The following is an 11,947-nucleotide window of genomic DNA, read 5'->3' on the forward strand; positions in this document are numbered from 1 at the left end:
CGAGGCGAGGGCACCCGTGCACGGCCGGGCCGCGGGCACGGCGACACCGGCCTGACCGCCCTCGCCTCGCCCTTGTCCTCCCAGCCTCACCCGGCCCGCCGTATCCCGCACAGGGCCGTACGGACCCCTGGGAGCGCCCCATCCGGCCCTCCCCCCGGCCCTCACGGCGCTTCGATGCTGGAAGCGTGAGGGAGCACCTGCGCGGCTGCGCGGTGCCGGCTGTCGCCCGACATCGGAGGTACGTCATGACCGGACCCGTCGTCGTCGGACTCGACGGTTCGCCGGCGAGCATGACGGCCGCGTGCTGGGCCGCGCGCGAAGCCGCGTACCAGCACCTGCCCCTGGTGCTGCTCCACTCCTGGACCACACAGCCGCTGGACGTGCCCATCCCCCAGGAGGCGCACGCCAAGCAGCATTACGGCCGGGACGTGCTGCGCCGGACCGAGGCCGAACTGCTGCACCGCCACGGTGATCTGGCCCTCACCACGGAGCTGGTGGCGGCCCCCGCCACGCAGGCCCTCCTCGAACGCGGCGCGAACGCGTCGATGCTCGTGCTGGGCTCGCGCGGACACGGCTCGGTCGCGAGCTTCCTGCTCGGCTCGATCAGTCTGCCCGTCCTGGGCCTCGCGCCGTGCCCCGCCGTCGCCGTCCGGTCCGGGGATCCCACCGTCGAGGCGGGCATCGGGCACCCGGCCACAGCGGACCCCGGCGAGGTCGTGGTCGGTCTGCAGGAGCCCGCGCCGACGGGCGACCCGCTGCTGGAGTTCGCCTTCACCGCGGCCGCGGCGCGGGGAGGGCGGGTGAGGGCGGTACGGGCGTTTGCCCTGTCCTCGCTCGTCGCGCAGCCCGGCGAGGACGTCGAGGCCGAGGAGCGGGCACGGCTCGCCGGCGGCCTGGCGCCCTGGCGGGAGAAGTTCCCCGACGTCCCCGTCGTGGAGCACGTTGCGGCCGGGCCCGCCGCGCAGGTGCTGCTGACCGCCGCCGTCCGCGGCTGCCTGACCGTCGTGGGGCGCAGGCGATACCCGTCGCGCCTGACCTGGAAGCTCGGGCCGGTCGCCCACGCGGCCCTGCACCACGTGCCGTGCCCTGTCGCCGTCGTCCCGCACGACTGAGCCGCCCAAGCGTCCGCAGCGAGGACCGTCATGGACCGCTTCCCTCCGGAAAGGCCGCCGCACCGGGTGCTGACGGCCCTCTCCCGCATACCGCCACTCGAATCGCTCCTGCTGGCCGGCACCGTCGTCGCCCTGACGGTCGGCGGTGTCCTCCGGCTGGCGGGCGCCAACGATCTCGCGGACCTGTGCTGGGCCCTGGGTACCGTCGTCGCCGTCGTGCCCGCGGTGGGCTGGGTGCTGGGCGCGCTGCGGCGCGGTCAGGCGGGCGTGGACCTGATCGCGGTCCTGGCGCTCGGGGGCACGCTCGCCGTGGGCGAGTACCTGGCCGGTTCCCTGATCGCGCTGATGCTCGCCACCGGCCGCAGCCTGGAGGCTGCCGCTCAACGGCGGGCCTCGCGTGATCTGCGTGCCCTGCTGGAGCACGCGCCCCGCACCGCCCGGCGCCGCACCGGCGCCGACGTGAAGGTGGTGGCGCTGTCGGAGGTCGCCGTCGGCGACCTGCTCGTCGTCGGGCCCGGCGAGGTGGTGCCCGTCGACGGGATCGTCGCCGGTGACCCGGCGGTGCTGGACGAGTCGGTGCTCACCGGTGAGCCGTCGGCCGTACGGCACACGCAGGGGGAGGCGGTACGCAGTGGTGCGGTCAACGCGGGCGGCGCCTTCGAGCTGCGCGCGTCCGCGACGGAGCGGGACAGCACCTACGCCGGGATCGTGCGGCTGGCCCGGCAGGCGGGGGCGGAGTCGGCGCCCGTGGTGCGGCTGGCCGACCGGTACGCGGCCTGGTTCACGCCGCTCGCCGTGGCCGCCTCGGCGGTGGTCCGTGGCCTGGCTCGCCACCGCCACCCGGCCGTGGTCCTGACACGGCGGGCTCAGACGATCTCCAGTACGTCGGACACCGGGCGGCGCGGTGTCCCCGGTCCCGCGGGCCCGTATCCGAGGCGCAGCACCATCTGCACGAACCCCATCGCCGACTTGGGATCCCGGGCGAGTTCGCGCAGGTCCTTGTGCTCCAGGGCGTGGGAGGTGAGGGACGTGGCCAGTCCGCTGAGGGTGGCGAGGAGCAGCACCCGCTCCATCGCCTGCCCCGCCCGCAGCCAGTCTCCCGGGCGGTCGTCGGTGGTGCCCAGGAGTGCCAGGTTCGGGGTGGTCTCGAAGACGGCCGAGGTGCGGCCGGGGACCTGGCGCCGTCCGGCGAAGTCCCGTACGGGAGCCCGGCCGCCCCGCTTGCGGGGGCCGAAGGCGGACTCCGTGACCCCGTCGACGGCCACGTCGGCGCTCTCAGTCCCCAGGCGGGTCCAGTGGCGGATGTCCTTGAGACGCTCGGGGGCCAGAGTGTCGCGCCCTTCGGCATCGAGGACGTCGTCCAGCAGGATGTTCACATGCCACGGACCGGGAAACAGCAACTGAGCGCCCTCCCTGCGCGCGGCGTCGCGCAGCACGCTCTGGATCTCGGCCGGGACCGGCATGTCCTCGAACGGATAGCGGCTCGTGTGCCGGCGGTCGATCGCGGGGAACAGCTGGGCCAGCTCGTCGTGAGGGCCCTCGGCATCGGTCAGGCGCACGGTGGCGAGGACGTGAGGGTCTTCCGGATCGGGCAGGAGCGCGGTATCGGTGCCCCAGCCGGCGTGGGCGACAGCCACCCGGAGGTTGAGCAGAGCCGCGCCGCAGCCGAGGTGGAGTGCCCGGTTGTCGGGGTCCGTGCGGGGCATGGCGCGGCTCAGGTCGGGGTGGAGTTCGAACGTGCCGTCGGCGGAGAGCCAGCGGAACCGCCACGGTTGCGCGTTGTGCAGTGAGGGCGCGGCCGTGGCGGCGGTCACCAGGGTCGTGAGGGTCCTCGTGTCGAGTGGTTGCGCCGACATGGCGCACCTCCCCTCGGGGAGCGGGGGCAGGGGCGGGTGCGGTCAGGTTTTGGTGAGGCCGGCACCGTCCGCGCGCAGCACGGCCAGGCGGCGCCGGTACTCCTCCTCGTCTATCTCCCCTCGGGCAAACCGTTCAGCAAGCAGTTGCTCGGGCAAGTCCGCGGCGGGGGTGCGCGGTGGCTCGGGCGCGCGGCTCAGGGCTCGGTAGAGCAGCATGGCGACGGTGATCAGCAGGGCCCACAGGAAGACCGAGCCGACCGACATCGCGAACCAGTCCCATCCGGTCATGTCGTGTCGGTTCCAGTACATCGCAGTCCGCCCTCCCTCTCACTCGTGCGGTACCACGGCGACCGGGCAGCCGACGTGGTGGATGACGGCGTGGGTGACGGGGCCGGTGCGTGGACCTATCGGCCGTTCGGCGAGGTGATGGCCCACGACGAGCAGCCCGGCGCCGGTCGCGGCCCGGACGAGCACGGACTGGGCCCTGCCGTCGGCGACGGTCTCCACGACCGCGACCTCGGGGTACTTCTCCCGCCATACCCGCAGTACGGCGCTCAGGAAGTCCTGCCGGTCCTCCACACGCTCCGGGGCGACCTCGCCCAGTCCCCGGCCGAGCGCGGACGGCGCCGGCCAGGCGTACACCACCCGCAGCCGTGCCCGCCGCAGCAGAGCCGCCTCGAAGGCGAACCCGATCACCTCGTCGCACGGATCGTCCACGTTCACGCCCAGGACCACGTCCCGGTGGCCGGTCCCCGTGGAAGCGCTTCCGTCCGCGGCCGGAAGGTGCTCGTCCGCCTCCTCGTCACCTGCCCGCACGAGAACGACGGGCCGCGTGGCCTTGGCCACCACGCCCAGCGCCACGGACCCCACGAGAAACCCGGTGAACCCGGTCAGCCCGCGGGAGCCCAGGACCAGCACCTCGGCCTGCTGAGCGGCTCCCAGCAGCACCTGTGTCGCCGCACCCTCGACCTGTTCCTCGTCCACACGCATGTCCGGCCGCACCTCTCGAAGGCGCTCCTCGGCCTGGCGCAGCATCCGACGCGCCAGATGCCGCTGCACCGCGCTCATGCCCTCCTGGCTCCCGTCGTGGGTGCCAGGGATGTGGGTCCAGGCATGCACCAGCCGCAGCGGCCGGCCCCTGCGTGCGGCCTCCCGCGCGGCCCACTCCACAGCTGCCAGACTCTCGTCCGATCCGTCCACCCCGGCGATCACAGGCATGAGCATGACGCAGCACCTCCAGTGCTCGGACTCCTCCTGATGACCAGCTTCGCGCCGCAGCCGAAGGCCGGGTATGGGTCTCTGGGGCATGGGCCGGGGCCATCCGGCCCCCCCGGTCGGCCCCCCGGTCGGCCGGACCGGGAGGTCCTGGTGTCCGCTCGCCGTCGCCACGGGGACGGTCAGTCCGGGAGCTCCAGCCTCACCGTCTCCCCCGGACGGACACTGACCGCGCGGTCCGGCAGCCGTACGTCGATCGGCGACGCGTCCGACGACGGGACCGCGATCTCCAGCCTCCCGCGCTCCAGACGCAGCCGCACACCCCAGTGTCCCTGGTAGCGCAAGGCGAACCCGTAAGAGGACAACTCGGGCAGGGGCACGGGGTCGAGCCACAGCGCGCCGCCCCGGGTCTCCAGGCCGGTCAGGCCGCGCTGGACGAGGTCGAGGGTGCCCGCCATCGCGCCCAGGTGGACACCCTCGCCGGTGGTGCCGCCCTGCACATCCGCGATGTCGCCCTGGAGGGCCTCCTGGCAGTACTTCCACGCCTCCGCCCGCCGGGCGCGGGCCAGCACCCAGCCGTGGACCAGGCCGCTGAGGGTGGAGCCGTGGCTGGTGCGTTGCAGGTAGTAGTCGACGGTGCGCCGCCAGGTGTCGTCGTCGATCCGCAGCCCCAACCGCTCGAACATGCCCTGGAGTTCGGCGGGTGAGAAGAGGTAGCCGAGCATGAGGACATCGGCCTGTTTGGAGGCCTTGTAGCGGTTGACGGTGTCACCCTCCGCCTCCAGGATCCGGTCCAGGCGGCGGATGTCGCTGAAGCGCTGCCGGTACTCCTCCCAAGGCAGCTCGGCGAGCTCGCCGTAGCCCGCGAACTGGCTGATGACGTCGTCGTGGAACGGGACGTGAAGGGTGCGGGAGACGTCCTCCCACTGCTCGACCTCGCCCCCGTCCAGGCCGGTGCGCTCGACGAGTTCGCGCCGGCGGGGCTCGGGCAGGGCGCTCAGCAGTTCCAGGGTCCGGGTGAGCACCCAGGCCGCGGTGACATTGGTGTACGCGTTGTCGTCGAGGCCGGCCTCGGGCGCGTCCGGGTAGGCCTCGTGGTACTCGTCGGGGCCGACCACCCCCCGGATACGGTGGCGCCCCAGATCCTCGTCCCATGTGGCCGAGTCAGCCCAGAAGCGGGCGATCTGCAACAGCATCTCGGCGCCCTTGGTGTGCAGGAACTCGATGTCGCCGCTCGCCTCGCAGTACCGCCACACGTTGTAGGCGATCGCCGAGCCGACGTGGTGCTGGTGCCGGGAGTGGTCGGGCAGCCAGCGTCCCGAGCGCGGGTTGAGATGCAGCTGCTGGGTCTCCTCGCGCCCGTCGCTGCCGCTCTGCCAGGGGTACATCGCACCCCGGCGGCCCGCTTTTCGGGCGGCGGTGCAGGCCTGTTCGAGGCGGCGGTGGCGGTAGTCCAACAGGGCGCGGGAGACCTCGGGAAAGTGCAGGTTGAGGTAGGGCAGGATGAACAGCTCGTCCCAGAAGACGTGGCCGCGGTAGGCCTCGCCGTGCAGTCCTCGCGCGGGCACACCGACGTCGAGGCCGGCGGTGTGCGGCGACAGCGTCTGCAGGACGTGGAAGAGGTGCAGCCGCAGAATGCGGCCCGCCTCGCCGGGGACGTCGAGTTCAGCCCGTCGCCAGAGCTGGTCCCAAGCGGTGAGGTGCGACTCCAGGAGGTCGTCGAAGCCGGGGGCACTGCTGACCCGGTCGATCGCCGCGTAGAGCGGGTCGCTGATGGCCGGGTCCCGGGAGGTGTGCAGTGCGATGGTCTTGTCGACGGTGACGGTGCGGCCCGGCACCAGGTCGAAGCGGGCGTGCTGGGTGGTGCGCGTGCTCTTGTTCCGGATCGTGACGGGCACGTCCGCGGTCAGCCGGGCGGCCATACCGATCCGGATGTCGGAGGTGCTGGTGCGGCAGCGCAGCCAGACCGTGTCGGCAGCGGCGGTGCCCGCGTGCACATGAGTGAGGTGGTGGCCGTCCAGGTCGCGGTAGCGCGGGACGCCGGCGTTGGTGACCCCACCGTCGAGCAGCGCCTCCACCTGGAGTTCGCCGGAGAAGTTCTCGGCCGTGAACTCGGTGCGCAGCGCGGCCAGATGCTGGTCGGCCATGTGCACGATCCGCTGCTGACGCACGGTCAGCAGCCTGTCGTCGCCGAGGTCGTACCGGGTGCGTCGTTCCAGGATCGCGGAGGCCAGGTGCAGGGTCATACGGTGGTCGAGCACCTTCGCGCTGTCGGGATCGATCCAGTCCCCCTCCCGCAGGCGGAAGCGCAGCGGCAGCCAGTTGGGAACGTTGACCATGTCCTCGTTCTCCACACGGCGGCCCGCAATATCAGAGGTGAGCCGGTTGTAGATGCCGGCCACATACGTCCCCGGGTAGTGGATCGCGTCGGCGGTGCACTCGGGGAGCGCGCCCCGGGTGGCGAAGTAACCGTTACCGAGCGTGCACAGCGACTCCCGGAGCCGCTCGTCGGCGGGCCGGTAACCCTCGTACTCCCAGCTCCAGCCCGCCGCCTCGGCCTCCGGGCTCAGGTCCTCCGTCACTGCGGTGCTCCTCCCGCGCAGAGTTCTCCGAGGTCGCGTACGACGATGTCGGCGCCGTGCCGCAGCAGCCGCGCCCCGGTGTCCGCTCCGGCGGCCCTGTCGACGCCCACCACCAGGGCGAATCCACCGCGCCGGCCCGCCTCCACGCCCGCCAGGGCGTCCTCGACGACGGCGGCCCCGCCGGCGGGCACCCCGAGCCGGCGCACGGCCTCCAGGAACAGGTCGGGTGCCGGCTTGCCCGCGAGGCCCAGCCGTGCCGCCTCACCCCCGTCCACCAGGACGTCGAACAGGTCGAGCACCCCGGCCCGGCTGAGCAGCTCGCCGGCGTGCCGGGACGCGGAAGCCGCCGCGCGGGGCACTCCCGCGGCACGCAGCGCCTCGACCAGCCGTACGGTCCCCGGGTAGGCGTCGACGCCGTGCTCCCGCAGCCGCCGCGTGAACAGGCGTTCCTTTTCGGCGGCGACGGCCCGCACCGTCTCGGCCGACGCCTCGATGCCGCGCGCGGCGAGGAAGGCCGCGGCTCCGTCGAGGCGGGACTTGCCGTCCACGTGACGCAGATAGTCGTCCCGCACGTCGAAGGGGCGCCGCTGATCGGGGTCCGCGGGCGGGTGGGCCCGCAGGAAGGCGTCGAAGGCCGCTTTCCAGGCTGCGGCGTGCACCCGGGCCGAGTCGGTGATCACTCCGTCGGTGTCGAAGACGACGGCACGCACGTCCCGCAGCACGGGTGTGAGCGCTGTGCGGGACTGCACGGACATGGGTTCCCCCTGCGTGAGCGAGTCGGTCTCCATCAAACCCGCCGGCGGTCGATCAGACCTGCTGCGGAATGATCGCCACCGGGCACGGCGCGTGGTGCAGCAGGGTGTGGCCCACCCGGCCGAGCTGCAGCCCCCAGTGGCCCTGCCTGCGCCGCGCCCCGACCATCACCAGATCGGCGGCGGCAGCGCGGCGCAGCAGCACCTTGTGTGCCGGGCCCTCGACCGCGTCAGGGCGTGCCCGGACCGCTGGGTGATCCGCCATCGCGTCATGAAGCACGGCGTCGAGCAGGGCGGACGCACGCTCCTTGTAATAGCGCGCCGGCTCGTCAGCCGACGCGGGGGCGGCGGTGGTCTCGTGCGCGGGGCTTCGCCAAGCCCGTACGACGTCGAGCGTGCACCCGCGCGCCTCGGCCTCGCGGAAGGCGAACCGCACCGCCGAACCCGCGATCGCGGGTTCGGCCGCGCCGAGCAGGATCCGATCATGGGTACCCGCAAGGCCGGCCGTCGCGCCGCGGACCACGATGACCGGTCCGTGCGCGCGGGCCGCCACGGTCAAGCCGACCGAGCCGAGAAGCAGGCCCGCGAGTTCGCCACGGCCCCGTGATCCCGTCACCACGGCGAAGGCGTGGTGGGCCTCGCTCAGGAGCGCGTCCGCCGCCTCCTCGTCAAGCACGTCGACGGAGACCTTCACATCGGGGTTGCGCCGTCGGGCGCACTCGGCCGCGGTGGTGACGACGTGCTCCGCGATCTGCTGCTCGGACGGGCTTCCCGGGCTGTCGGACGGCACGGCGCCTTCGTAGCGCTCCCACAGGGACGCGTACACCAGGCGTAGCGACAGACCGTGGCGGGCCGCCTCGTCCACGGCCCAGTCGACCGCGCGGAGGCTCGGCTCCGATCCGTCGACACCCACGACCAGAGGCAGCTCCATCGGCACCCACCGCCTTTCGTCGGGCTGCAGCGTCGTGCAGCGCGGGCTCCCATCCACCGTCGCACGGAACGCGGTGCGGAAGCAGGGGTCGGTCGGCCCTTCCGTGGGACGTTCGGCGTTGGCCGACGCGCGCCGGACGGCAGCGGTGAGGCGGTGTGCAGGACCGGGCATGATTGAGGAGGGAACCCATCGTTCCTCTCATCCTGATCGGTGCGGCTGTACTGTGCGCCGGCATGGTGTACGGCTACAGCTCCTTCGTCGCCGGCTTCGTTCTGATGGCCGCCGGCGTTCTCGGTCTCATCGCCTTCATGGCCACACCCGCCATGGTCCGCCGGCCCGGTGAGCGGGAGGTCGTCATCGACGAGAGGCACTACATCCGCGATCACGACTACCACCGGTACCACCGTCCGTGATCGCCCACTGGTTCGAAGGTATCGATCCATGGCTACGGAAGCATTCCGCCCGGTCCACCCCGCCCGGCTGACCGCGACCCTCGACCCACAGCTGTCGCGCTGGCTGTGGCTGGTGAAGTGGCTGCTCGCCCTCCCCCACTACATCGTCCTCGCCTTCCTGTGGGTGGCGTTCGTCCTGGTGAGCGTGGTGGCGTTCTTCGCCGTGCTCTTCACCGGCCGCTACCCGCGGGCGCTGTTCGACTTCAATACCGGTGTAGTGCGCTGGAACTGGCGTGTGGCGTACTACGCGTACGGCGCTCTGGGCACCGACCGCTACCCGCCGTTCACCCTCGCCGACGTCCCCGGCTATCCGGCCCACTGGGACGTGGCCTACCCCGAGCAACTGTCCCGGGGGCTGGTGCTGGTGAAGTGGTGGCTGCTGGCCATCCCGCACTACCTGGTGCTGGGCCTCATCCTGGGCGGCTGGCGGGTGGTCTGGGCCTCCACCGGCCTGATCGGGCTGCTGACGCTGTTCGCGGGCATCGCGCTGGCCTTCACCGGCCGCTACCCGCGCGGCATCTTCGACCTCGTGATCGGGCTCAACCGCTGGGCCCTGCGCGTGGCCGCGTACGCCGCCCTCCTGACCGATGTCTATCCGCCGTTCCGGCTCGACCAGGGCGGCACGGAGCCGGAGTCACTGCCGTGATCACCGCATCGGTCTCCACCGTTGCTGTTCATGCACGGCCTGATCCATGGACGGACGTCCGGTGGTCCTTGGTCTCGAAACGGTCCGGAGCAGGTGTCGGCCGCGTCGGCGGCCTGTGCCCACGGCGGTTGAGCCAACGCAGCGCGAGCGCGTCGAACAGCATGGTCAAGGCGAACGTCACCCCCATCGCCACGAACAGGAGCAGCACGAACCGCTCCCAGAACTCCGGTGTGAGACTGGTACCCACGATCCTCGCCCCCTCGGACCGGCGTCGTTCCCTCTCACTTTCAGCCAACTCCGTTACGGCCGGGGCCACATGAGCCATGCGGCCCGAAAGCAGGGCCGGGGCGTCCCTTGCCGCGGACGCCGTCCGCCAGCGCACCAGGTACGCGGCTCGGCGGTGCCGGCGACGGTGACCTCGGGACGCAGTTCGGGCGGCCCAGCCAGGACGGCGTCCCGGTGGACGTCGAGGGCGGCCGGCGCCATCGGGCTGTCGACGTACACCGGTACCGCTGCGGGGAGCCGTCCCGAAACGGCGCAGTTCGGCGAACTCGTGCAGAACGACCTCGGTGCGCACCGGTTGCCGTAGGCCGACTCCATCAGCAGCACGTCCGCCCCGGAGAACGGCTCCGGCGGGCGCGACAGCGGATGACCCGGCGGCCGAGGTCGCCGCTGACGGCCAGGGTGCGGCCGTTCTCCGGGGTGAGCCGGGTCGGGCGGCGACGTCGGTCGTCGTACAGGCTGGTACGGCGTCGAGGAGCGCAATCACCGTGGTCATGAAGCCGGCCTCCCCGAGGTGGGGGCCGATCGGCCCTGGTGGCTCCGCGGTTCGTGTGGTGTGCTGGAGGTGACGGAAAGGGACCCGACGCCAGACGCGGGGAAGCGGCATCGAGCCGCGCACCGCGCAATCAGGATCCGCGAGAAGTGGATAGGGCCCTTTCCGCCCTTTCATGCCGCATCCCCGCCGGACGGCCTCCTCGTCCGCCGCCTGCTCCTGCACCCTGCGGGGCCTGGGACCGCCGAGACATGGGCCGAAGCCCCGCGGAAGGAGCTGGATGTCCTCACCGGCGACGTCGGCCGCCAGGGACCGGAGCAAAGCCCCGATGCCGTCCGCCGCTCGCCGGAGAGGGCCGAACGGCCCCGTTCGCACCCAGTCGGCCCTCGATGCGCCGCGTCGTCTGCGTTCCACTGGAAAGAGGGAGCAGGAGACTCCGCCGAAGGAGGTCGGCCATGACGGACGCAGCGACAGAGACGATCACCGCAGGGCGGCAGCAGCAGGCCGGCGTGCATCAGGTGGACGTCGCCCACGTCAACGGTGACGCCTACGAGGTGGATATCAGGGGCCACCGGGTCCTCGTCGACCAGCCCATGGAGGCGGGTGGGAGGGACACCGCGCCGACCCCTGTCGAGCTGTTCGCCGCGTCCTTGGCCACCTGCGTCGCGTTCTACGCGGGTCGCTACCTTCACCGCCACAAGCTGCCGCGCACCGGGCTGCGCGTCCGTACGGAGTTCACGATGGCCTTTGACCGCCCGGCACGCGTGGACACTGTGCGGATCGTGATCACCCCGCCGCCCGCGCTGTCCGCCCAGCGCCACGCGGCGATGCTCGCGGTCGCCTCGCACTGCACGATCCACAACACTCTGCGCCGGCCACCCGAGGTGGACATCGAGCTGGAGACGTAACCCGCAGTCCCAGAAGCAGCTCTATGGGCCGCGTCGCGTTGATCAACAGTTGGTCGGCAGCGGTGGCGCCTCAACCGGCCAGGGGGATCTCGCACAGGCCGTACGGACCGCGGTGATCAACAAGTGCGCGGGCAGCACAGGCCCCAGGACCGGACGAGCACACGGACAGACGCGTGTGCGTGGCCGGGTGACCGGTCGGCCACGCACACGTGGTGCGGCGCAGCGCGCAAGGGCGCTCAGACGTGCCGCACGGGGATGGTCCTGCCCGCCTCCTTCTCGGGCACCGGAACCGTGATCGTCAGGACACCGTCCTTGTATTCCGCGGCCGCCTCGTCCCCCTTGGCCCCGGCCGGCAGCCGGACGGACCGGGTGAAGGTGCCGTAGCGGAACTCCGTGTGGTGCTTCTCCTTGGTCTCCTCGGTGCGCTCGGCCCGCAGCGTCAGCAGCCCCTCCGTGACGGTGACCTCGACGTCCTTGGCCGGGTCGATGCCCGGAAGCTCGGCCCGCAGCACGTACATCCCGTCCGTCAAACGCTCCTCGATGCGGATGCCGTAGATCCCCGGCGCGGTGCGGGGCACGGGGAACCCGCCCTCCACCCACCCGAACAGGTCGGGGAACGTCGGCCGGCCGGGCAGCCGCTCGATCATGCCGCTCATGTCACCCTCCTCTTCGTTCTTCCACGTCCAGCGTCGCGCGGCGAGGCAGGGAGAGCCTGGGC

Annotated in this window: 12 protein-coding genes and 1 pseudogene; 5 read left to right on the forward strand and 8 right to left on the reverse strand. The window is 72.3% G+C overall.

Annotation, left to right across the window (positions count from 1 at the left end; translation table 11 throughout):
• Positions 1 to 245 precede the first annotated feature (245 nt).
• Together GFH49_RS13125 and GFH49_RS13130 are read left to right on the forward strand one after the other, a co-directional pair.
• A complete protein-coding gene (locus GFH49_RS13125; protein WP_155056036.1) occupies positions 246 to 1,112 on the forward strand; it encodes a universal stress protein in 867 nt (288 codons plus the stop codon).
• 30 nt (positions 1,113 to 1,142) lie between these two features.
• A pseudogene (locus tag GFH49_RS13130) lies at positions 1,143 to 2,021 on the forward strand (P-type ATPase actuator domain-containing protein); the annotation flags it as partial.
• Here the strand turns inward: GFH49_RS13130 and GFH49_RS13135 are convergent.
• From GFH49_RS13135 to GFH49_RS13160, 6 genes are all read right to left on the reverse strand, one after another.
• Positions 1,979 to 2,968, reverse strand: a complete 990-nt coding sequence (locus GFH49_RS13135) for an Acg family FMN-binding oxidoreductase (RefSeq protein WP_155056037.1) — start codon at positions 2,966 to 2,968, stop codon at positions 1,979 to 1,981. The pseudogene GFH49_RS13130 and the gene GFH49_RS13135 overlap by 43 nt on opposite strands.
• Positions 2,969 to 3,010: 42 nt before the next feature.
• Entirely contained in the window at positions 3,011 to 3,277 is a 267-nt protein-coding gene (locus tag GFH49_RS13140; RefSeq protein WP_155056038.1) for an SHOCT domain-containing protein, read from the reverse strand.
• A gap of 18 nt (positions 3,278 to 3,295) precedes the next feature.
• A complete protein-coding gene (locus GFH49_RS13145; RefSeq protein WP_155056039.1) occupies positions 3,296 to 4,192 on the reverse strand; it encodes a universal stress protein in 897 nt (298 codons plus the stop codon).
• A gap of 173 nt (positions 4,193 to 4,365) precedes the next feature.
• Positions 4,366 to 6,765 (reverse strand): glycoside hydrolase family 65 protein, encoded by a 2,400-nt coding sequence (locus GFH49_RS13150; RefSeq protein WP_230396267.1) that lies wholly within the window; start codon positions 6,763 to 6,765, stop codon positions 4,366 to 4,368.
• A complete protein-coding gene (locus GFH49_RS13155) occupies positions 6,762 to 7,520 on the reverse strand; it encodes an HAD family hydrolase (RefSeq protein ID WP_155056040.1) in 759 nt (252 codons plus the stop codon). Before GFH49_RS13155 ends, GFH49_RS13150 begins: the two co-directional genes overlap by 4 nt.
• Before the next feature lie 52 nt (positions 7,521 to 7,572).
• Positions 7,573 to 8,448, reverse strand: a complete 876-nt coding sequence (locus GFH49_RS13160) for a universal stress protein (RefSeq protein WP_155056041.1) — start codon at positions 8,446 to 8,448, stop codon at positions 7,573 to 7,575.
• Positions 8,449 to 8,681: 233 nt separating this feature from the next.
• Here GFH49_RS13160 and GFH49_RS13165 point away from each other — a divergent pair, with 233 nt between their 5' ends.
• Both GFH49_RS13165 and GFH49_RS13170 read left to right on the forward strand, forming a co-directional pair.
• Positions 8,682 to 8,861, forward strand: a complete 180-nt coding sequence (locus GFH49_RS13165) for a hypothetical protein (RefSeq protein WP_230396268.1) — start codon at positions 8,682 to 8,684, stop codon at positions 8,859 to 8,861.
• Positions 8,862 to 8,889: 28 nt separating this feature from the next.
• Positions 8,890 to 9,546, forward strand: coding sequence for a DUF4389 domain-containing protein (locus tag GFH49_RS13170; protein ID WP_155056042.1), 657 nt, complete (start codon positions 8,890 to 8,892; stop codon positions 9,544 to 9,546).
• 28 nt (positions 9,547 to 9,574) lie between these two features.
• Here GFH49_RS13170 and GFH49_RS13175 read toward each other — a convergent pair whose 3' ends face one another.
• The gene (locus GFH49_RS13175) at positions 9,575 to 9,793 is read right to left on the reverse strand and encodes a hypothetical protein (RefSeq protein ID WP_155056043.1); all 219 of its coding nucleotides are present in this window, start codon (positions 9,791 to 9,793) and stop codon (positions 9,575 to 9,577) included.
• Between the two features lie 983 nt (positions 9,794 to 10,776).
• Here GFH49_RS13175 and GFH49_RS13180 point away from each other — a divergent pair.
• Positions 10,777 to 11,229, forward strand: coding sequence for an OsmC family protein (locus tag GFH49_RS13180; RefSeq protein WP_155056044.1), 453 nt, complete (start codon positions 10,777 to 10,779; stop codon positions 11,227 to 11,229).
• A 236-nt stretch (positions 11,230 to 11,465) separates the two neighbouring features.
• Here the strand turns inward: GFH49_RS13180 and GFH49_RS13185 are convergent, their stop codons facing one another.
• Complete coding sequence (locus GFH49_RS13185) at positions 11,466 to 11,885, reverse strand: Hsp20/alpha crystallin family protein (protein ID WP_155056045.1); 420 nt, start codon at positions 11,883 to 11,885, stop codon at positions 11,466 to 11,468.
• Positions 11,886 to 11,947: the final 62 nt, after the last annotated feature.

The organism is Streptomyces blattellae (assembly GCF_009709555.1).
Lineage (GTDB): Bacteria > Actinomycetota > Actinomycetes > Streptomycetales > Streptomycetaceae > Streptomyces > Streptomyces blattellae.